This window comes from Daejeonella sp. AP26, assembly GCF_056680515.1.
Window position 1 is genome coordinate 4,520,389 of record NZ_CM155286.1, and the last position, 21,504, is coordinate 4,541,892.

18 protein-coding genes are annotated in these 21,504 nt (G+C 42.7%); 7 read left to right on the forward strand and 11 right to left on the reverse strand.

Annotated features, from left to right (window positions below):
* Nucleotides 1-26: 26 nt before the first annotated feature.
* Complete coding sequence (gene tilS, locus AC1MCB_RS19255) at nt 27-1,391, reverse strand: tRNA lysidine(34) synthetase TilS (RefSeq protein ID WP_479966349.1); 1,365 nt, start codon at nt 1,389-1,391, stop codon at nt 27-29.
* Between the two features lie 132 nt (nt 1,392-1,523).
* On the opposite strand from tilS, the gene AC1MCB_RS19260 reads away from it, so the two are divergent.
* Nucleotides 1,524-3,605 (forward strand): OstA-like protein, encoded by a 2,082-nt coding sequence (locus tag AC1MCB_RS19260; RefSeq protein ID WP_479966350.1) that lies wholly within the window; start codon nt 1,524-1,526, stop codon nt 3,603-3,605.
* Here the strand turns inward: AC1MCB_RS19260 and AC1MCB_RS19265 are convergent.
* The gene (locus AC1MCB_RS19265) at nt 3,602-4,177 is read right to left on the reverse strand and encodes a non-canonical purine NTP diphosphatase (RefSeq protein ID WP_479966351.1); all 576 of its coding nucleotides are present in this window, start codon (nt 4,175-4,177) and stop codon (nt 3,602-3,604) included. The two genes, AC1MCB_RS19260 and AC1MCB_RS19265, sit on opposite strands and share 4 nt — an antisense overlap.
* Entirely contained in the window at nt 4,177-4,725 is a 549-nt protein-coding gene (locus AC1MCB_RS19270; RefSeq protein WP_479966352.1) for a hypothetical protein, read from the reverse strand. The genes AC1MCB_RS19265 and AC1MCB_RS19270 overlap by 1 nt, the downstream gene beginning before the upstream one ends.
* A gap of 275 nt (nt 4,726-5,000) precedes the next feature.
* Between AC1MCB_RS19270 and AC1MCB_RS19275 the strand changes: the two genes are divergently transcribed.
* The 3 genes from AC1MCB_RS19275 (at nt 5,001) to AC1MCB_RS19285 (ending at nt 9,412) form a co-directional block, all read left to right on the forward strand.
* A complete protein-coding gene (locus AC1MCB_RS19275) occupies nt 5,001-6,887 on the forward strand; it encodes a peptidylprolyl isomerase (RefSeq protein WP_479966353.1) in 1,887 nt (628 codons plus the stop codon).
* Nucleotides 6,888-7,059: 172 nt separating this feature from the next.
* On the forward strand, nt 7,060-8,421 hold the full coding sequence (locus tag AC1MCB_RS19280) for a peptidylprolyl isomerase (RefSeq protein WP_479966354.1): 1,362 nt from the start codon (nt 7,060-7,062) through the stop codon (nt 8,419-8,421).
* Between the two features lie 31 nt (nt 8,422-8,452).
* Complete coding sequence (locus tag AC1MCB_RS19285; protein ID WP_479966355.1) at nt 8,453-9,412, forward strand: AAA family ATPase; 960 nt, start codon at nt 8,453-8,455, stop codon at nt 9,410-9,412.
* On the opposite strand, the gene AC1MCB_RS19290 is transcribed toward AC1MCB_RS19285, so the two are convergent.
* On the reverse strand, nt 9,409-9,723 hold the full coding sequence (locus AC1MCB_RS19290) for a phosphoribosylpyrophosphate synthetase (RefSeq protein WP_479966356.1): 315 nt from the start codon (nt 9,721-9,723) through the stop codon (nt 9,409-9,411). The genes AC1MCB_RS19285 and AC1MCB_RS19290 overlap by 4 nt on opposite strands.
* A gap of 48 nt (nt 9,724-9,771) precedes the next feature.
* On the opposite strand from AC1MCB_RS19290, the gene AC1MCB_RS19295 reads away from it, so the two are divergent.
* Nucleotides 9,772-10,818: an isoaspartyl peptidase/L-asparaginase family protein gene (locus AC1MCB_RS19295; RefSeq protein ID WP_479966357.1), complete on the forward strand. Its 1,047-nt coding sequence runs from the start codon at nt 9,772-9,774 to the stop codon at nt 10,816-10,818.
* A gap of 13 nt (nt 10,819-10,831) precedes the next feature.
* Here the strand turns inward: AC1MCB_RS19295 and AC1MCB_RS19300 are convergent, their stop codons facing one another.
* Nucleotides 10,832-11,704, reverse strand: a complete 873-nt coding sequence (locus tag AC1MCB_RS19300) for a nuclear transport factor 2 family protein (RefSeq protein ID WP_479966358.1) — start codon at nt 11,702-11,704, stop codon at nt 10,832-10,834.
* Between the two features lie 5 nt (nt 11,705-11,709).
* Nucleotides 11,710-12,681 (reverse strand): sensor histidine kinase, encoded by a 972-nt coding sequence (locus tag AC1MCB_RS19305; protein ID WP_479966359.1) that lies wholly within the window; start codon nt 12,679-12,681, stop codon nt 11,710-11,712.
* Between the two features lie 36 nt (nt 12,682-12,717).
* Here AC1MCB_RS19305 and AC1MCB_RS19310 point away from each other — a divergent pair, with 36 nt between their 5' ends.
* The gene (locus AC1MCB_RS19310) at nt 12,718-13,395 is read left to right on the forward strand and encodes a hypothetical protein (protein WP_479966360.1); all 678 of its coding nucleotides are present in this window, start codon (nt 12,718-12,720) and stop codon (nt 13,393-13,395) included.
* 44 nt (nt 13,396-13,439) lie between these two features.
* Here the strand turns inward: AC1MCB_RS19310 and cysS are convergent, their stop codons facing one another.
* Genes cysS through mutL form a run of 5 tightly spaced genes read right to left on the reverse strand, consistent with a single transcriptional unit; the run spans nt 13,440 to nt 19,498 of the window.
* Entirely contained in the window at nt 13,440-14,903 is a 1,464-nt protein-coding gene (cysS, locus tag AC1MCB_RS19315) for a cysteine--tRNA ligase (protein ID WP_479966361.1), read from the reverse strand.
* A gap of 34 nt (nt 14,904-14,937) precedes the next feature.
* Entirely contained in the window at nt 14,938-16,050 is a 1,113-nt protein-coding gene (locus tag AC1MCB_RS19320) for an endonuclease/exonuclease/phosphatase family protein (protein ID WP_479966362.1), read from the reverse strand.
* Entirely contained in the window at nt 16,050-16,904 is an 855-nt protein-coding gene (locus tag AC1MCB_RS19325; RefSeq protein WP_479966363.1) for a rhomboid family intramembrane serine protease, read from the reverse strand. Before AC1MCB_RS19325 ends, AC1MCB_RS19320 begins: the two co-directional genes overlap by 1 nt.
* On the reverse strand, nt 16,897-17,613 hold the full coding sequence (locus AC1MCB_RS19330; RefSeq protein ID WP_479966364.1) for a rhomboid family intramembrane serine protease: 717 nt from the start codon (nt 17,611-17,613) through the stop codon (nt 16,897-16,899). Before AC1MCB_RS19330 ends, AC1MCB_RS19325 begins: the two co-directional genes overlap by 8 nt.
* Nucleotides 17,614-17,635: 22 nt before the next feature.
* Complete coding sequence (gene mutL, locus AC1MCB_RS19335; protein WP_479966365.1) at nt 17,636-19,498, reverse strand: DNA mismatch repair endonuclease MutL; 1,863 nt, start codon at nt 19,496-19,498, stop codon at nt 17,636-17,638.
* Between the two features lie 313 nt (nt 19,499-19,811).
* Between mutL and AC1MCB_RS19340 the strand changes: the two genes are divergently transcribed.
* Nucleotides 19,812-21,443, forward strand: coding sequence for an amidohydrolase (locus AC1MCB_RS19340; protein ID WP_479966366.1), 1,632 nt, complete (start codon nt 19,812-19,814; stop codon nt 21,441-21,443).
* Nucleotides 21,444-21,504 lie beyond the last annotated feature (61 nt).

Sequence of the window (21,504 nt, forward strand, 5' to 3'; positions counted from 1 at the left end):
AAGTGCTGCGAATATCTATTTGCTAATTAATTGATCAGCTGTATTTGTCCCTGATTATTTTGCCGCTCTAAGATAAATATTTTTTCAGTTTCGGGTCCGATTTTATAGCGCTCGTCAGCGCGATATCCCGAGATCCATAAGATGTCACCGTTGCCGTTTTCAAGTACTCCGATTCCTTCTTTACGCTGCCGCGGAATCTTTTGTTCAATAAAGTAATCACTTAACTTTTTTCGTCCCTTCATGCCCAGGGGGTAAAAGTAATCACCTTTATGCCAGGTGCGAAATTTAAGCGGAAAGATGAGCTTTTTATGATCTAGCTGCACAACTTCATTGGACCTTTTGAGTTTGTAACCTGAAGCAGGGAGATGATAAGATCTATAGCTTTCGCCATTCCAGATGAATTCGTTTTCCTGTCCATCAATCGAGAGATCAGGCGCTGGCGCACGCTGTTTCGGACTGACAATCAAACGCCCCCGATCCAGAGTTATCTGGTGCGATGGCGAAAAAAAGATTTTGCCGGGCTGACCCTCCAGGTTGTTAACCAGGTCGTGTAATATTGCCTCTGTAAAACCAAAAGGGCTGAAAAGTCCGAATAGTAGCGTATTTATGGGGTTAAGATTTTTAATATCACTGATTAATACCTCAATCTCAGAATTTGGTTTTTCGACGAATAGCATTGCCTTTAAATCATCGATCCTTTGCCGCAAAACGAGCTCAAGTTCGGAGAAGCGACGGGCATTTGCTTTAAAAGTCTCTTCAAGTTGCGGATTAAGTTCTTTCAAAATGGGTATTACTTCGAGCCTGATCTTATTACGGGCATATTTACTGGAACTGTTAGAGCTGTCGTCACGATAAACCATGTTCTCGGTTCTGACAATTTGATCGATTTCCTTACGGGTAAGAAATAAAAGTGGACGGATAAGCTTATCACGCCTTGGCTTTATACCATGTAATCCAGCGATACCAGTTCCGCGGGTCAAGTTAAGTAAGATGGTTTCGGCAGCGTCATTCTGATGGTGTGCCAGGGCAATGTAGCTGTAATTAAAGTCTGTCCTTATTTCCTCAAGCCAACGATAACGCAGGTCACGTGCGGCCATCTGAATTGAAATTCCTTTTTTTGCAGTATATTTTGCTGTATCAAAAAAAGTAACAAAGAAAGGTACCTCCAGCTCATCTGCCAGGTTAGAGGTAAAGATCTGTTCTTCATCAGCCTCCTGTTCCCGCAATTTAAAGTTGCAGTGTGCAATACCAAATTCAAGGCCAGCCTGTTTAAAGTAATGTGCCATTAGTACCGAGTCGCGACCACCACTAACGGCGAGCAATACCTTCTCGTGGGGTTCGAACAGGGCATGCTGTTTGATAAAAGAATAAAAGGCCGTAAGATTTAACATCGGGAAGGTTTAGCTCTAAGCTTTACAATATTACAAGGAATAATAAACTTTAATAACAAACCCTGCATTATTGCAAAGCTTAATAAGAAATTTTAAATCCATATTCCATAGTCAAAAAGCTAATTTTGCAGGGTGAGAAAATATTTAGTTTCTATTTTGATCATTATTCTTGGCTGTTCTGCGTTTGCGCAGTCTCCTCAGCAAGTTAAACTGATCTCTTCAGAAGTGTCAAAAGGCTTTACCAAGGCTGGCTTGATCCGTATCATTCGTCCGGTGTTTTCCCATGATGGTTCAACCCTGGCGGCAGATAGCGCTAACTTTGATCAGAAACGTAACACCTTTGATGCTTTTGGAAACGTGGTGATCACTCAGCCTAACGGCGCCACCGTATACTCTGATCTTTTAAATTATAATGGGAATACCAAGCATGCGGTATTAACCCGTAATGTGCGCCTGATAGATGGCGACGCAACACTCACAACTAATTTGATGACCTATAACATGGGTACTAAAATTGGAACTTATCTTGGAGGTGGCAAGATAGTAAATGGGCAAAATGTGCTCACCAGTACCAGAGGGTACTATTTTTCAAATTCCAGGGATGCCTATTTTCGAAACAATGTGGTGCTTACCAGTCCGGATGCGGTTATAAAATCCGACACGCTGCGGTATAACAGTACCAGTAAGATTGCTTTCTTTTATGGGCCAACAAATATTTATGGTAAAGACGACACGCTTTATACAGAGAATGGCCAGTACAACACGGTAAACGATCAGGCCCGCTTTGGGAAGAAAAATCTTTACACTCAGGGTAATAAGTCGCTGAAGGGAGACAGCTTGTTTTATGACCGAAAGGCTGGTTTCGGTCGCGCCCTTGGAAATATCACTTTTGTGGATGCTGCCGAGAATATCACTTTTAGAGGAGAAGTCGGCCACTACCGGAAAAATGATGAAAGTATTCTGGCGACTAAAAACGCTTATGTGATCATTACCACCGAATCGGATTCCGCTAAGGTCGATTCGATATATATGACTGCGGATACGCTTTTCAGTAAGATGGTTCTAAACAGTCGAATCAAGCCTTACAAAAAGGATGCACTGAAGTCGGACACCGAACTGGAAGATGAAGTAATAGCGGGTAAAGATGACAGCCGAAAAAAGGTGCCGGCGGAGCCCGATAAAAGAGCACCTGCTCAAAAGCTTAGCAGAAAGGCAAAGAAGGCTGCCAAAGACAAAAAGCCCGTAGCTGATAGCCTTGCCGTAAAGGCAGATAGTGCTATACTCAGCCGGGATAGTATAGCACTTAAAACCGATAGCAATAAAGTGTTGATTGACAGTGCTGCCGCTAAGTTGGATAGTATTGCAACAAAGAAAGATTCGAAAGCTTCTGCCGTTACAGATTCTATAGCAGTTAAACCAACATTCAAAAAAGCCGCAGCCAATCAGAAGCCAACGGCTCCGGTTAAGTCTTCTAAAAAGTCAGATAAAAAGCAAACTCAGGGCAAAGCGGCCCCAAAAGAACCAAATCCCATAAAGGGAACAGTATCAACAGATACTGCTAAGACACGAATTGTAATGGCCTACCATCGGGCTAAGATCTTTAAATCGGATTTGCAGGCAAAGTCTGATTCAATGTTTTTCAGTTACGGTGACTCCACAGTCCGTTGTTATGTGAATCCAATGATCTGGACGCAGGGTTCGCAACTTTCGGGCGATACAGTGTACCTGCAACTAAAAAATAAGAAGCTGGATAACATGCTTTTGCAACGTAATAGCTTTATTGTAAATACTGCAGAGGGTGACTCAACTCATTTTAACCAGGTAAAAGGAAAAGTGATAACTGGAATTTTTGCAAAAGGTAAACTGGACCGGATGTTTGTTGACGGGAACGCGGAGAGTATTTATTACGTAAAGGAAGATTCAACCTACACTGGAATGAACCGGATGTTGAGCAGCAGGATTAAAGTTGTATTTAAGGATGGCAAATTGAAGGATATTATTTCAATCTTAAAACCTGAGGGAAATTACTATCCTATTGAAAACATCCCGACAGACGAAGATATCTTAAAGGGTTTTATTTGGAAACCGAAAGACAGGCCACGCTCTAAAGAAGAGATTATTCCAACGCTGGCCCGAAAGACACCAGCGAAGCCAAAAGCTCCTGTTAAAAAGCCGGCTGTAAAATCAGTACCTGTAGCGAGGAGAATAAATTAAACCACGGTTTGCAGAAACGCTATTAGTTGTTGCATGGCTTTTGCACGATGACTGATTGTATTTTTCTGCTCGCTACTCATTTCTGCAAAGGTGATCTGAAATCCTGCAGGTTTAAAAATGGGATCGTATCCAAAACCTTTGACGCCAGCCTTTTCAAGGGTGATTTCCCCCTCGGCTACGCCTTCAAAGAAATGTTCCTGACCATCAATAATTAAAGAGATCACGGTGCGGAAACGTGCCTTTCTGTTTTCGGCGTGCGCAAGCTTCTCTAACACCAACTGGAGATTAGCTTCCGCGTCGCGCGTACCACCATAACGGGCCGAATAAACGCCGGGTTCGCCGTTCAGGGCATCTATCTCAAGACCGGAATCGTCACCAAAACAATTGAGCTTATAGCGATCAAAAATATAATGGCTTTTCTGGCTTGCATTGTCTTCGAAAGTATCTCCGGTTTCAGGGATATCGTCAAAACAAGCGATATCGTTTAAGCTTTTCAGCTGAATATGATTTCCAGTAAGGGCTTGCACCTCATCTAATTTGTGCTGGTTATTGGTGGCGAATACGAGCTGCATTAAAAGGTCTTCATTACGGTCCAAAATTCTCTTTTCTTATCGTCATTATTGCGCATTTCTTCCAGGCTATAGGTTGGCAAGATCTTAACACTACCCGCCGAATTTGCCTTGTTTAGGCTGGAAGCAGGTAAACCGATCTGCGCCGAAGGAATGCCGAACAAAACCACCCGGTTACAACTGAAAAAGTTTTTTAAAGCATTAAACTTGATTTCGGGGTAACGATTAATATTTAGAATAGCCAGGTCGCGAAGCTCCATTTTTTTAGCGCCCATAATTTTAAGAAGCATTTCCTGATGTGCAGGGTTCATCCGGGTGTGGATTTTATCCTCGATCAAGATCAGGAAGTATTTATTGTTATCACCGAGGTATTCAAAGTCGGTTCTTTGCGAAGTGTTGACCGGAGGCTGAATGGTATCCTCAGACTTGATGATTGGAACAGTGTTAACCGGCTGAACCGGGAGACCCGTTTGTCCTTCGGCTATCAAGTAGATATCTTCTGTAAAAAGCATTTTTAAGGCTGCCTGATTCTGGCTCAAAAGGTCTGACATGAATTATCGCTAGGTAAATAATAACTGTCCGGCAAAGGTAATGCGCGGTCTGCAATATTTGTTTGCTAATTTGGTTTTAGCTTTCATCATAACTATGCAGTCATCTTTTTTATTAAAGGCGGTGAGAGATGCTGCAACCGTCACAGTCCAGCTGAGCGGTATTAGATCAGCTTTATTAGCCGGCATAATTCTGTTAAAAATAGTTAAAGGGACTTCGTATCGTGCTCAAAAGACTAACTTAGGACCAAATAAACTATTTGGTATTTGTGTATTTGATGAGAAAACGTCTCTTTCCATTATTAGCGGTTTTTTGCGGATTTTCTCTCCAGGCGCAAACACTTGTTAATATCGGGCCCGCGGAGGTGGGTGTTCCTGAATTTTTATGGGTTTATAATAAGGGTAATGATGTTGTAAAGTCGGAAAAGGCAATTCGTGACTATCTGGACCTTTACATAAATTTCAGGTTGAAGGTACTTGATGCCGAAGCATTAGGGATGCACAAGGAGCAAACTTTCATAGACGAACTTGACGGGTACAGAAACCGTCTTGCTGAACGTTTTTTGTTAGAACGTGAAGTGAGCGATCAACTGGTGGAGGAAGCCTATGACCGATCTCTAAAAATTATAGATGCCAGTCATATTCTCGTGCTTTGTGCCGCAGATGCTGCAGCAAAAGATACTATGGTAGCATTTCAAAAGATCACCGCCATCCGAAGCAAAGCGGTGGCAGAAGTCCCCTTCGATGAACTTGCAGCCGCCTACTCAGAAGAACCCGGGGCAACTTCGACAAAAGGACACCTCGCGAACTTTTCTGTGTTTCAGATGATTTATCCTTTTGAAACAGCCGCATATAAAACTCCCGCAAAACAAGTATCCGGAATAGTGAGGACGCGTTTTGGCTACCATCTAATTAAGGTTCACGAAGTGAAAGTGAACCCCGGTAAGGTGAATGTTGAAGAGATCGTGATATCTACCGCTAGCGAAGAGAATTCGACTGATACGTTGTCCGCCAGGACAAAAGCTTATGAAATATATAAGCGATTAATGCAGGGAGCCGACTTTAGCACTTTGGCGAATCAGTTTTCAAATAACCGTGCTTGGGCGGCAAATGCAGGTACGCCGAGAGAAATTATGCCTGGTCAATCGAATAAAGCTATTGAAACAGCCGCTTTTTTTTTGGAAAACCCGGGAGACATTTCTTCCCCCATAAAAACAGAAAGCGGCTGGCATATTCTTCGTTTAGTCCGTAAGATACCGGTGCCGGCATTTGATCAAGTTAAAGAGCAGCTTAGAAACCGGGTTACTGCAGATGCTCGTTCTGTACTGGGGCAGGATATATTTATTGGCAGACTTAAAATGCAAAATCAATTTAGTGAGGATGCATCTATAAAGGATAATTCAGAAGCATTGAGATCAAAGCTATCCGCGGCTGAAAAAAACGGAAACGACCTGCTCTTCACTTTCAGCGGTGAGAAAGTTGTTCTTTCTGATTTTCTGAAATTTATTGCTTTGGAAAGGCACGAGAGTCAAAATATTGCTGAACTCTATCAAAAGTTCGTTCAGTTTAAATTGACAAGTTTTGAGAATCAACACCTGGAGGAAAAATATCCGGAATTTAAATTTTTGTTAAATGAATACCGAAATGGAATACTTCTGTTTAACTTGTCTGAGAGAAAGATATGGAATGTGACTGCGGCGGATAGCTCAAAGATTCAGAGCTTTTATAAAAGCAAGATTGCATCTTACAGTTGGAAGGAGCGGGCGGATGCGCAAATTTATATGGCGAGTTCGTCTGAAGATCTTAAGAGAGTGAAAGTTCTTCTTAGTCAGAACAAGACGGATGCGGAAGTTCTCGATACAATGAATTTATCGAATCCAATAAACCTTACCATCACACGGGGACTTTTTGAGCGGGGGAGCCATATGTTTGTTGATCGCGCCGAATGGCAACAGAAGTCAGACTCAGAAATCAACATTGGAAATGCTTTTGTTCTGGTCCGAATCAATAAAATTATCGGGCCATCAGTAAAACCTTTTGCCGAAATCGAAGGCTCTTTGTTGGCTGATTACCAGCAATTTCTGGAGAATAATTGGTTACGCGAACTGAAAAGCAGATATCCGGTGATCATCAATGACGCCGAATTGAAAAAGATCAGCAAGTAATAAGAGCGGAAAACGCGCTTTAATTTGAGGTCGGCCTTTTAAAATGCGTGATTAATAAATATATCTGATAATTTTGCGCAAATTAAGATGATTGCATTTTACGAGTGAGCCATCGCAAAAAAGAACAAGAACGGTTAAACCCGGTAAGATTAATATAGAGAATATAATAGAAATGAAAAAGACCTTAGGGATATTTGTTGCGTTGCTTTTTATAACATTAACACACGTTCAGGCTCAAAAGAAATCATTAGATAAAGTTGCTGCAGTTGTCGGTGGTAGTATCGTATTGCAATCGGATATAGAAATGCAGTATGCTCAATATCTGGCCCAGGGAAATAAAGAAGACGCCGATATAAAGTGTGTTATCTTACAGCAGATCCTTGCACAAAAACTTCTGGCTCAGCAAGCGGTGATCGACTCGGTTGCGGTAACTGAAGATCAGATTGATAGTGAAATTGACAGACGCTTACGTGCGATGACTTCCCGAGCAGGTGGACAGGAGCGTTTAGAAGAGTTTTTAGGCCGTTCAACCCTGCAATACAAGGATGAGATCCGTCCGGATATTAAAGAGAGCCTGGTGGCCCAAAAGATGGAAGCTAAAATAACCGAAAATGTAGGTATCACCCCTTTGGAAGTTCGCCGTTACTATGAAGCGATTCCAAAAGATAGTCTTCCCTCTTTTAATACTGAAGTTGAGATCGGAGAAATCGTGGTCTTCCCAACGTTAACTAAAGAAGAGAAGGAAACGTTTAAGGATAAGGCAGAGGTTCTGCGTTTGCGAATTAAGGGAGGAGAGGATTTTGCGACATTAGCTCGTTTGTATTCGCAGGATCCAGGTTCAGCTGGTGAAGGTGGTGATTTGGGTTTTCAGGATCGCTCAACTTTTGTGAAGGAGTTTGCTGCGATGGCGTTTAAACTTAAGCCAGGCGAGCTTTCACCTGTATTTGAGACGGAGTATGGTTTTCACATCTTACAGGTTGTTGAACGTCGGGGTGAACAGGTAAATGCACGTCACATCTTAATAAAGACAGAGTCCACACCAGCCAGCCTGACAAGGGCCAAAGCGCATATTGATAGTATCTATCAGCGAGTGGTAAACAAAAAGATTGACTTTGCAACAGCGGCTTCACTTTATTCGGGTAACACTGAGACTAAGTACAATGGTGGAATGATGCTTAATGCCGAAAATGTTCAAAGCAGAAGCACTTATATTCCAACAGATAAGTTAGATGCACAAGTATTTCTAACTGTAGATACTATGAAAGTCGGAAGCTATTCTGAACCGGCAATCTTTACGTCTGCTGCGGGAAAGCAGGGCTACAGATTTTTGTTTCTTAAGTCTAAAACTGATCCGCACCGGGCTAATCTGGAACAGGATTATCCCAAAATAAAGGAAGTGGCTTTCCAGGATAAAATGAATCGTAGCATTAGCGAGTGGTTTGAAAACCGCCGTAAAACGACCTTTATAAAGATTGATGAAGAGTTTCAAACCTGCAGCTTGTTAAAAGACTGGATTTCTAAACCAGCTCAATAACAACTTATCTAACTAATTTCATTCTGATAACATGTACAAAACTGAGGTAGAAGCCGTAGATGCTTTAAGTGCAGCTTACCGGGAAATCCGGAAAGAAATAGGACAAGTAATCGTGGGTCAGGATGAGGTTGTTAAGTCTGTTCTAATTTCAATTTTTAGTAATGGCCATTGCCTTTTAGTAGGAGTACCAGGTCTTGCAAAGACCCTGCTTGTGCAAACTGTGGCGCAGGTGCTGCATCTCACGTATAATCGCATTCAGTTTACTCCCGATCTTATGCCATCGGATATCATTGGCTCTGAAATCCTGGGAGAAGACAGGACGTTCAAATTTATTCGTGGCCCGGTATTTTCCAATATAATTTTGGCTGATGAAATTAACCGGACCCCTCCAAAGACACAGGCGGCACTGTTGGAAGCAATGCAGGAAAAGGTGGTGACAGTCGGCGGAGTTAGCCATCCATTGCCTAAGCCCTTCTTTGTACTGGCAACCCAAAACCCTATTGAACAGGAGGGGACCTACCCCTTGCCGGAAGCGCAATTAGACCGTTTCATGTTCAATGTATCTCTGACCTATCCAAGTTTTCAGGAAGAGTTACTAGTGGTTAAAAATACAACCGCCAACCGCCAGGTTGAGTTGAAGAAGATTCTTAATATTGACCAGATCCAGTATTTTCAGCAACTTGTCCGGAATATACCGATTACAGATAATGTACTCGAATATGCCGTTTCGCTTGCTGCTAAAACACGTCCGGGCACGGCTACTGCTACTGACGAAGTAAACAAGTTTTTAAGTTGGGGAGCCGGACCAAGGGCATCACAGTTTCTGGTTTTAGGCGCTAAGTGCCATGCAGCCATTACCGGTAAATATTCTCCGGACAGGGAAGATGTGCAGGCTGTCGCAGAATCCATATTGAGACACCGCATTGTCCGGAATTACAAGGCCGAAGCAGAGGGGGTTACCACTGAAAAGCTTATTTCTAACCTTTTCTAGTCCTCAACAGCAATATCTTTGATAAACGCCGCTTTGTGTTCATCAGCATAAGCGCCATAAGCGTCTATCAATATTCCTTTATGGCCTTGGTTGCTTTCAATGGCATAAACAATAGTGTTGTCATCAGGGTCACTTATTCCTTCGAAACGATAATACTCCGTTATTTTAAGATCGTCTGACTCAAATTTTTCACTGATTCTCTCGCAGTAAAGACACGCATTTTCAACTTCAAAATCGTAAGTGTAACCTCTTTCACGAAGCGCATTTACTGCATCCAGCATGGTCAAATAATTTCTTGGACTTGCACTCATGTTTTATAGATTTATAGGAATTAAATTTAAGTAATTTATCTCCGCATCATGAATTCAATGTTTATCAAAGCAGCTGTTTTTTGCTTGGCTATTATTCCAATAGATACACTGGTGGCGCAGCAGAAGCCTGCAGGCGAAAAATATGTAATGGTTATTCACGGTGGTGCCGGCACAATTCTGAAGTCGCAGATGAGCCCTGAAAAAGAAAAAGCATACAAAGCGGCGCTTACACTGGCTCTGGAAGCGGGGTATAAAAAGATCAAAGCGGGTGAGAGCAGTTTAAATGCTGTGGAGGCTGCGGTTACTATAATGGAAGATTCTCCCTTATTTAACGCGGGGAAAGGCGCTGTTTTCACCAATGAAGGTAAGAATGAATTGGATGCAGCTATAATGGATGGCAGTAATCTGATGGCAGGATCGGTGGCTGGTGTTACGACTATCAGAAACCCAATAACAGCGGCCCGTGCAGTAATGGAGAAGTCAGAGCACGTAATGATGGTCGGGGCAGGAGCTGAGAAGTTTGCTGCTGAAGTTGGCTTAAAGATCGTTGATCCTAAATATTTCTGGACTAAAGATCGTTGGGATGCACTGCAAAGGATTAAAAAGGACGACTCCTTAAAAACACAGCTGGATCATCATGATAAAAAATCGATCCGGTTAGGAATTGAGAATAACGACAGTAAATTCGGTACTGTAGGTGCGGTAGCCCTGGATAGTAAGGGCAATTTGGCCGCCGCAACTTCCACTGGCGGAATGACAAATAAAAAATACGGACGCGTTGGCGATGCGCCGCTGATTGGAATCGGGACTTATGCTAATAAGCTTGTAGGGATATCATGTACGGGCTGGGGCGAGTTTTTCATCCGGAATGTAGTGGCTTATGATGTCGCCGCTTTGATGGAGTATAAAAAACTAAGTGTGGAAGCAGCAACCAGCGAAGTGATCATGAAGAAAGTACCGGCACTGGGTGGTGACGGGGGGCTTATTGCTTTGGATAAAGACGGAAATGTGGCCATGCCGTTCAATACCGCCGGCATGTATAGAGGTACCGTTACTCAGGACGGCAAAATTGAAGTGTTTATTTATAAAGATTAGATTATTAAAAAGCTTATCCCTCTGTTTCAACGGGTGAGTATACTTCCAGTATGACGTTCCATTTATGGCCGTCCTGCACCTCCCAAATGCGTATGTAATTAAATATATCAGTCTGTCCGGCTTTTGCAATACTGGCAGTGCCATAAGTATAGGCCAGATCGCTGCCGGTGGCGCGGTCTGCGTCTATCACTTCAGTGTTTATTTCCAGTTCCTGGTAGCGTAAAAAATCAGTAATGTTTCTTTTGCCTATGATCGGCTCCTGGCCGGGAAATAACAGCCTGGCATCATCAGCCATGAAAACATTATACGCCAGGTTATTATACTTTTGCAGTGTTTTAGAGAACAGCTGGTCGCTGGTTAAGATCATTTCTTCCCTCTGCTTTTGCCTGACCGCCGATTTTTGTCTAAAGAATCTTGAGCTCTTCGGATCGGAATAAATAAGAGCAAGTTCCTTTTTAGGCTTTGGGTGCGAAACGCCAATGTCTATCGCCAGTTTCCAGACACCCTTACTATTCATTTTCCAGACAGATACATAAGTTCCGTAACTGGCCACACTATCGCGTGTGTAAATGAAAGGCCCTGTGGTGAAGCCCCAGTCGCCGCTTTTAGATATTTTCGCCAATGCCGGCTGCCATGTTAATTTACTGGTATCCTGGTTTTTTCGACTACCATAGAAGTCTTCAGCCTTTACAGGCGCCGGCTTAAAAACTATAGTTTCATCGTCACTTACAGCCAGAAATCCCTTATTGATCCCTTTTTGTTTTACAAGACTGGCAAAGTAATTCTCTGCTGCAACCAGCGAACTCACTTCTCCATTTGAAGTCTGAGCTACAGCAGGTTTAAGGGCAGAAAAAAGTATAAAGGAAATAATGAAAATAGATCTCATAGGGTTCAAACGGGATTTCTTTCCGGAAGGCGCTTCAATGACATGATAAAGCGACAAGAAAGGTTATTTTCCACTTGTACATGAATTGTGCCATTGTAATTTCGGATTGCCTGCTGACAAAAGTAGAGATCTATGCACTCAGGAAACTCGTTCTTTGTGGTTTTCGTAAACAGGCGATCAGAATTAAATAGATCTTTAGATGCTTCTTTTCGCAACTCCTCGCTTATTAGCACCAGCTCAATTACTATTCGGTCATCTGTTTGCTTCGCGCTGATTTTAATGGTTTGATTCTGTTCCGAGTAGCAAATAGCTTGAAGTATGAGATTTTTTAAGATTACTTTAAAGACCTGGGGATCGGCAAACAGCGTTGAATTTTCGGAGATAGCAAGATCAATTCGTAGCTGTTTTTTTGTCAGCCTTGCTTCTTCGCTCTGCAGGATATCTTGGGTTAATTCATGAAGCTTTAGATCCTCAAACGTTTCGGTTCTATAAGTGTCGGCTCGCATCAGCGACAATAAAGTCGACATCATATCCAGCTCTTTCTTTGCTGACTGCTCTATTAATTCTATGTACTGATTGCTTTCTGAAATTTCGTCTTTGCTTTTCAGGTAGCTGGCTAGCAGGATAATGCTGCTTAAAGGACTTCTCAGATCATGAGAAAGTACCGACGCAAAATACTTTTTCTCATTTTGCAGGTCTTTGATCAAATTATCTTCTGTTTCGGTTTCGATGTCATTAGTCAAACGTTCGTTGAGATACGCTGTTTCAGGTTTGTCTGGCCGGAAAATCGGTATACCGGATGCCAGTAAAATGATCAGGCTAGTCAGTAAAGCGAGAAAAACGATAATCTCATAGTCAGGATTGTCTGCATGGAAAAGAAACAGGAGCAGCAATGATATTATCAGGATTGCACAACTCAGGATGATAAATAAAAATAACGAACTTACAGAATGCTTTTTATTAAGATATTTAGACATGCAAGAGTTCAGTTAATTTCATAGGAAGCCAAAAATATGGAAAATTCATCAGCTAAGTTTATTTGTGTTCTTTACCTCTGCTTTGTTACGCTTTCCTTAAACGCTCAGGGCATACGAGATATAAATGGAAGGCCATTAGTAGAAATACAATATACGGATGTCAAGGGCAGTCCTTTTCTAGGGGATAGCTGGACAAAAGGGAAGGTGAAATTAGCTGATGGTGAGACGTTTGATAATATGGATTTAAAGTATGACCAGGTAAGTGATCAGCTTATATTCAAAACTTCTGCGGGAGCTGCCATGACGTTTGTAAAACCGGTAAATGAATTCACGCTGGTTAATTTGGCATCGCCTGCCTTGCAACAAGTTCTTTTTAGGAACGGGTATATAGCTGCCAATGGAAACACAGCAAAAACATTCTACCAGGTATTGAGCGATGGTGAAACCCCATTACTAAAAAGGAGTTTTAAAAAGGTATCGGAGAACAAACCTTACGGCTCAGCCACAGTAGTTAAAACCTTCGAAGAAATACACTTTTACTATCTCGTTCAAAAAGGGACACCGGTAAGAATCAAGAAAGATAAAAAAGCAGTGTTGGAAGTATTGGATAACTACAGAGAAGAGCTTGAAGAGTTTATAAAAAGCAATAACCTTAGTTTCAAATCAGAGACTGACTTGATCCTCCTTATAACTTACTATAATAGTCTTAAATAAAAACACCAGCGGATGGTATCCGGCTGGTGTCGAAGATTGTACGATTAGGCCTTGCTCCAGGAGGTTTCTTCTTTGGTGTCTTTTAGCTGTATCCCAATTTCCTGCAATGCGATCCTGATCTTGTCAGAAGTAGCGTAATCTTTTGTTGCTTTAGCTTCTGATCGTAAGCTGATGATCAGGTCCATTAACTTTCCAATATCGTCTGTTTGATTGCCTTCCTCTTTCAAACCTAAAACACTAAACACAAAATCGTAAATGAGTTTTTTCAGGCTCTCGAGGTCAGCCGATGAAATACTGGCCTTGCCGTCGTAAATGCTGTTAATAAAACGACTGGCCTCAAATAGCTCTGCGAGCAATACCGGACTGTTAAAGTCGTCGTTCATTGCAGCATAACAGCGCTCGGAAAAGTTATGCAGGTCAAAGTCAGAGGTGGTATCAGATGTCTTTAATTTATCGAGCAACACCACTGAGGCCATCAATCGCCGGAATCCTTTCTCCGAAGCTTCGAGTGCCTCATTTGAAAAATCCAAGGTGCTGCGGTAATGCGCCTGCAACATGAAGAAGCGCACCGCCATGGGTGAGTAGCCATGGTTGAGTAAGGGATGGTTACCTGTAAACAGTTCAGCGGGCAGAAAGCCGTTCCCCATTGATTTTGACATACGCGTGCCGTTAACTGTGAGCATGTTGGTATGCATCCAGTATCTGGCCGGGGTGGTATGATTACACGCCTGTGATTGTGCGATTTCATTGGTATGATGTGTTGCGGCAAGGTCCATTCCACCTCCATGAATATCAAACTGTTCGCCGAGGTATTTACGGCTCATGGCCGAGCATTCGATATGCCAGCCCGGAAAACCAACACTCCACGGCGAAGGCCAGTTCATAATATGTTCAGGCTTTGCTTTGATCCATAGTGCGAAATCAAGGCGCCCGCGTTTTTCATTCTGGCCCCCTAAAGCGCGGGTATTTTCAAGCAAGTCTTCCAACTGACGGTTTGTCAGAATACTGTAGTTATGTTCAAGGCTGTATTTCTCGACGTCAAAATAAACTGTTCCATTTACTTCATAAGCATAACCATTATCGATTATCTGTTTGATCATTTCTATCTGCTCAGAAATATGACCGGTAGCGGTAGGCTCAATGCTCGGTGGCAGCGTGTTGAAGAGACGCATCACATCATGGAACCCCAGCGTATACTTCTGTACGATCTCCATCGGCTCAAGCTGTTCCAGACGAGCTTTTTTCGCAAACTTATCATCTCCTTCATCACGGTCCCCTTCCAGGTGTCCTGCGTCGGTAATATTACGAACATAACGAACTTTATAGCCAAGATGAAGCAAATAGCGATAGATCAGGTCGAAAGAAATAAAAGTACGGCAGTTTCCCAAATGCACATCACTATAAACGGTAGGACCGCACACATACAGACCCACAAAGGGAGGATTTAAGGGTTCGAAAGGTTCTTTGGTCCTGGTGAGGGTATTATATACTACCATATCGCTTTTCATTGTAACAGGTTTGATGATTCAGGTTGAAATAGGTTTAATTTAGCTCCACATCGCTTCGTACCGGATAGTGGTCTGAGAGCTTTTTATCGATGATCAAATAATTCTTTATGTCAAATTGCTTTGAAGCAAGAATATAGTCAATTTGAAAGTTAGGGAAATCGCCATTATAGGTGATCCCAAACCCGCTTCCTTTCTTCTGGAAACTATTATGCATGCCACTAGCCATCGTATTGACAGCGAAGGAGACGGGTGTATCATTGAAATCACCAGCAATCATATACGGGAGCTTACATTTTTCTGCATGCTCTTTAACAATCTTCACCTGTTTGCTTCGCTTTAGGAAAGCCTGCTTCAATCTGCTTCCAATACGTCGCGAAGACTTCACATCGGTGTCGATCTCCTTGGTAACCTCCTTTAAGTACTGATAATCTTCAGGCTGAAAACTAATGGACTGGAAATGTACGTTGTAGATACGGAACGGTCGTCCTTTAAATTTAAGGTCGATGAACAGAGCCTCATTGACAGTGACATTTTCGAAGGGTATATTTCCCTTCTTTAAAATAGGAAGTTTTGTGAAAATGGCCATCCCGTAAGATTCATAATCATTGCTGATACTGGGGACAAAGTAATAATGCTCACTCTGCATAATCTCGCTAATCAACTTTCGGAAGTTGTATTCACCTTTCTCTCTTGAAAAGAATTCCTGGATACACAAAACGTCAGGCTGCTCTTTACGAATAATATCGAGGATCTGGTCTTTGGTAAACTGATCGTTCTTGTCGCCAAACTGCTTGAAACTATGGACATTGTACGTCATTACCCTGATAAAGTTCTGCGAGGATTTCGGAACAGCTATAGCTGTGCTTTCCCGGAAGCCTATGTAAGCCGTCAAGAAATTATAACCAATCAGGATGCAGCAAAAGGAGATCAGAGCATATTTAGGTGAACTCAGCAGCCAATAAATTATGAACAGCACATTTAACAGCAGGAACAAAGGATATGCTAGGCCAAAAAACGCAACAGGCCAGAAAGATGACGGGTCAAGGAAGGAGGCTGTGTAACTTAACAAAAGCAGGCCGGCTGCTATCAGATTAGTGAGTAATATTGTTTTATTCCAAAAACTAAACTTTGACTTTTTTTTACGCATTATTCTTTATTGCTCGCCTTAAATAACTGCTCTTTCTCCTTACTGCTCAGGCTTTCATAGCCGGATTTGGATATTTTATCTAAGATCTGGTCAATTATTTCCTGGTCAGGCAATTTTGATGCTTTAGCCATGGGGTTGTGTTTCTGAACGATGGTTAACTTCCTTTTCTTGACAAATATTTTGCTCCAATCATTGCCACTCTTCAGCTGTTTGATGTACACAAATCCTAGGATAGCCCCTCCTATATGGGCGATGCTTCCTCCCGGATTGCTCCCGGCAATGCCTATCAGGTCGAGCACAAAATATACCAGGGCTAGATATTTCAAACGTACCGATCCGATGAGTAACAAGCGGATAGAATAATCAGGCAGTAACGTAGCGGTGGCTGCCACTACGGCCATCACACTTGCTGAGGCACCAATAAGAACTGCCACGGGCAGATACGGCCGAAAAACGGGGAATACGTTGTATGAGATGATAAACAAAGCAGCCCCAGCTAGACCGCCTGCCAGGTACGTAAAGATAAACTGTCGCTTATTTAAAAAATCGAGAAAAATCCTGCCAAGCCAGTATAGCCAAAGCATGTTAAATAATATGTGAAACAAGCCGGCATGCCCGAACATGTAGGTGATGATTGTCCAGAACTTATATGGTAAGGCAGGCAGAGAAGCAGGCATCGACATCTGGAGCAGGAGCCACTTTGAAACAGCAGTGCTTCCGGTAAACAAAAATCCAATTACAGCAACCAGTTGTATCAGCAAAAAGACGAGCACATTAATGCCTAAAAACAGGAATAGGGGATTTCCTGATTTAAACACTTTATAATATAAATCGCTAAAAACTGATCTATTCATAGAAATTCCGTGGACTTTTAAGATTCCATATTTTAACTAAAATAAAACCAAATAACGCGCCACCCAAATGGGCGAAGTGGGCTATTGAATCACCGGCAAACTGAGCAACACCCAAAAATAACTCTAATAATATATATATGGGAATAATGAATTTAGCTTTTACCGGTACAGGTATAAACATAATAAAAAGTTCGGCGTTTGGGAAGAGCATTCCAAAAGCGATAAGCAGACCAAAAATGGCACCGGATGCACCAACCATTGGTGTATAATAGATTTCACTCAGCGTTTTAATAGCTCCCGCATCAGCAGATTGGTAAGTTAGCGGATCAATATTTAAGGCACCCGTAACGCTGTATATTTCGAATAGCTGCACCAGCATCTGTAACACCAGAGCCCCCAAGCCTGTAATCAGGTAAAAGTTGAGAAATCGCTTTGAACCCATTATTATTTCAAGCGATGAACCAAACGTAAACAGGGCAAACATGTTAAACAGGATGTGGGCGAAACCCCCATGCATGAACATGTAGGTAATGATCTGGAATACCTTAAAGTTGGGCGAATCAACATAATAGACGCCCAGCATTTTTATTAACGAAATACCCTTACTCTCAAATATCGCGGTAGCAATAAAGAAAAGAACATTGATGATAAGGAGATTTTTTACAACCGGTGGGATATTTGAAAATGGGGAGGACCGCACTGTATTCATAAGGGAAATCGCTTGTTAAGATTTATTTTTCAAATTTTTGAATCAATTCTTCTAAGGTAATGGTCACAATAACCGGTTTCCCGCTTAGTGATGTATTGGGCATGCTACAGGCAAACAGCTCATCTATCATTAGGTTCATTTCCAGAGCCGATAGGCGGGTTCCGGTTTTAACTGCAGCATTTTTTGCCAAAGAACGGGCCAGATTATCTCGCTTACTAAGTTTCAGCTCCGACTGATTACTTTTAAACCCTTCGATCAGGTGTTCCAGCATCTCGATTTCACTGATATTGTTTCCAAGATCTGCCGGAATTCCTTCAACAACTACCGTGTTTCTGCCAAACTCCCTGATCTGAAAGCCGAGCGCCTGGATGTCTGGCAGCAGATCTTTTACCAGTTCAAAGTCTGCAGCACTTAATGATACGGTTTGAGGGAAAAGGCTTTGCTGACTAGCGCCCTGGCGATTTTCCAATTGCTCCAGAAAGCGTTCGTATAAGATCCTTTCATGAGCCGCCTGCTGATCGATCAGCATAAAGCCGGATTTAATTTGTGAAATAATAAACCGACCGTGCAACTGGAAGATCTGCCTTTCTCCGAGCTTCTGCACCAGTTGGCTCGAAAGCTCAATTTCTTTGTTTCCGCCTAGCGGGAATTGCTCTTGCTGACGGTGTTCCGGCTGTACGATTTCGTATAGGCTACCCCAGTTCTGCGTCACTTGTTTCCTGTTTTCACCGCTGTTGCGCAAAAACGGGATTTCCCTGGTTTGGGTCAGGTCAGTGGCAAAAGGATTGAAGTCAGGATTAAAGACTATTTGAGGAGGCACAATATCTTCCGGAGCCTTCTGAGTGATCATCTGGCTAAAGCCGGTTTCCTGGTTAAAATCAAGGGTAGGGCTGATATTGTATTTCCCGAGCGAGCGCTTTACCGCCGAGCGTATGATGGCATAAATCGCTTTCTCGTCCTGATATTTGATTTCTGTTTTAGTAGGATGGACGTTAATATCAATATTAGCAGGATCAATTTCGATGAACAAAACGTACAGAGGAAAGCTTTCGGGTGGCAGAACCTCCTTGAAAGCTGATAATACCGCATGGTTTAAATAGGCATCTTTGATGTAGCGGTTATTGACAAAGAAAAACTGCTCGCCCCGGGTCTTCTTTGCGAACTCAGGTTTTCCTACATAGCCCTTCACCTGGATAATGCTGGTATCTTCTTCTACAGGCACCAGTTTTTGATTGTAGGCACTGCCGAACAGATGGATGATGCGCTGTTTTAAGCTCCCTTTCGGGAGGTGAAAAACTTCATTGCCATCATGATGAAAGGTAAAAAAGATATCGGGCTTGGCTAGCGCCACGCGCTGAAACTCATCAATAATATGGCGCATTTCCACCGAATTTCCTTTCAGGAAGTTGCGGCGGGCGGGAGTATTGTAGAAAAGATTTTTTACGCTGATGCTCGTGCCGGGCATTGCTGATACAGGCTCCTGGCTGATCACTTCAGACGCTTCGATAGAGATGCAAGTCCCAAGCTCGTCTTCGTGACGCCTGCTCTTAAGTTCAACCTGGGCTATGGCGGCTATCGAAGCCATCGCTTCGCCCCTGAAACCCATGGTGCGTATGGCAAAAAGATCCTCCGCCTTGCGGATTTTTGAAGTGGCATGCCGTTCGAAACACATACGGGCATCGGTAATACTCATCCCGCATCCGTTATCTATCACCTGGATTAATGATTTCCCCGCATCTTTTATAAGTAACTGAATTTTGTCGGCACCAGAATCGATGGCATTCTCTATTAGTTCTTTTACAGCGGATGCCGGTCGTTGTACTACTTCACCCGCTGCGATTTGATTAGCAACCGAATCCGGTAAAAGCTGAATTATATCAAACATATTGGCGCAAAAATAGCTAAATTTTCTCTCAAGCCGACCGGTAACCGAGGGCTTTGACACTGCTTTGTTGGTAACTATTCTACTGGAAGAAACGTCCATTTCACTCCGGGGGGTGCACCGAAATAGGGCTGCTATAACCGTTACTACCAGTTTTGAAGAGGACAGTTGATAATCAAACGATGGTTTAGTGATAAAAATGTTTATCAATTATATTTACAAAATTCAGAAACGCCGGACGGATCGGATAAAACTTTAGTTTTGTGACTGGTAAATTAACTGGTATAAACTCCGCAAATCAACTCAAAGTCTTTCAATGAAAAACCTTACCCTGCTATTCTTTGCTGTTACCGTGCTAACATCGTGTTCTGTTAAAAAGGAAGCTGACCTGTTAGTCTATAACGCGACTGTTTACACAGTCGATAATCAATTCTCAACAACGGAGGCATTCGCGGTTAAGGATGGAAAGATTTTGGAAACCGGTTTTACAAAAAAGATCAGGGAAAAATATAAAGCCGGCGAACAACTGGATGCGGGCGGGAAAGCAATTTACCCAGGCTTCATTGACGGCCATGCTCACTTCTCCGGATACGGTGAAAGTTTGCAGCAAGTAGATTTGACCGGAACGAAGAGCTGGAAAGAGATCGTAGAAAAAGTCACCGCTTTTGCAGATCAAAATAAAGAGGGTTGGCTTATAGGTCGTGGTTGGGACCAGAATGACTGGGATGAAAAGGAGTTTCCCAATAATGAGCACCTCAATACACTGTTCCCCGAAAGGCCTGTATTATTAACAAGGGTGGACGGCCATGCAGCTATTGTTAACCAGAAAGCCCTTGAACACGCAGGTGTAAGCGCCGGGCAGACACTTACCGGCGGAGAAGTGGAAACTAAACAAGGTAAGCTAACGGGTATCCTGGTTGATAATGCCATAGACCTTGTATCGTCTAAGATTCCGTCAACCACATTGACTCAGCAGAGAGAATCCTTGCTCGATGCTCAGAAGAATTGTTTTGCTGTAGGGCTAACAACCGTTGTAGACTGCGGTCTGGGTTACCCGATGGTTGATGTGATCAGCAAATTGCAGAAAGAAAATGAGTTGAAGATGCGGTTGTATGTCATGCTTTCTGACCATCCGGCAAATTTCGACTATCTCTTTAAAAAGGGTGCGATTAAAACAGACCGCCTCAATGTAAGATCGTTCAAGGTATATGCCGATGGAGCGTTAGGCTCCCGTGGTGCTTGTTTACTGCATCCATACAGCGATAAGCCCGGGCATTCCGGATTCTTGTTAAGCGATAAAAACCATTTCGCAGAGGTCGCCGAAAAAATCGCAGCCCATGGTTTTCAGATGAATACACATGCCATTGGCGATTCAGCAAACCGGGAGATCTTAAACGTTTATGCCAAAGTGTTAAAAGGCAAGAATGATTTGCGATGGCGTATAGAACATGCACAGGTGATCAATCCTGTTGATTTTAAACTGTTTGGCGATAATAATGTTATCCCGTCGGTGCAGAGTACACATGCCACTTCAGATATGTACTGGGCATCCGACAGGTTAGGAGGAGAGAGAGTTAAAAGCGCCTATGCCTACAAGCAGTTGCTGGATCAAAATGGATGGATTATACTCGGTACCGATTTCCCTGTGGAAGATATAAACCCGATGCTTACTTTTTACGCTGCCGTTGTGCGCAAAGATGCCAAGGGTTTTCCGGTTGGAGGTTACCAGATGGAGAATGCCCTTAGCAGGGAGGACGCCTTGCGTGGTATGACAATCTGGGCGGCAAAAGGAAGCTTCGAAGAAAAGGAGAAAGGAAGTATTGAAGCCGGAAAATTCGCCGATTTTGTAATACTTGATCAGGATATTATGAAAGCTGATCCGGCGAAACTGCTGAAAACGAAAGTCGAAAAAACATATATAAATGGTGAAGAGGTCTATAATCGTTAAAAGGTTAACTTTTAGGTGAAATTTTCAAACTAAATAGCACTCAAACAAGTCTTAATATATT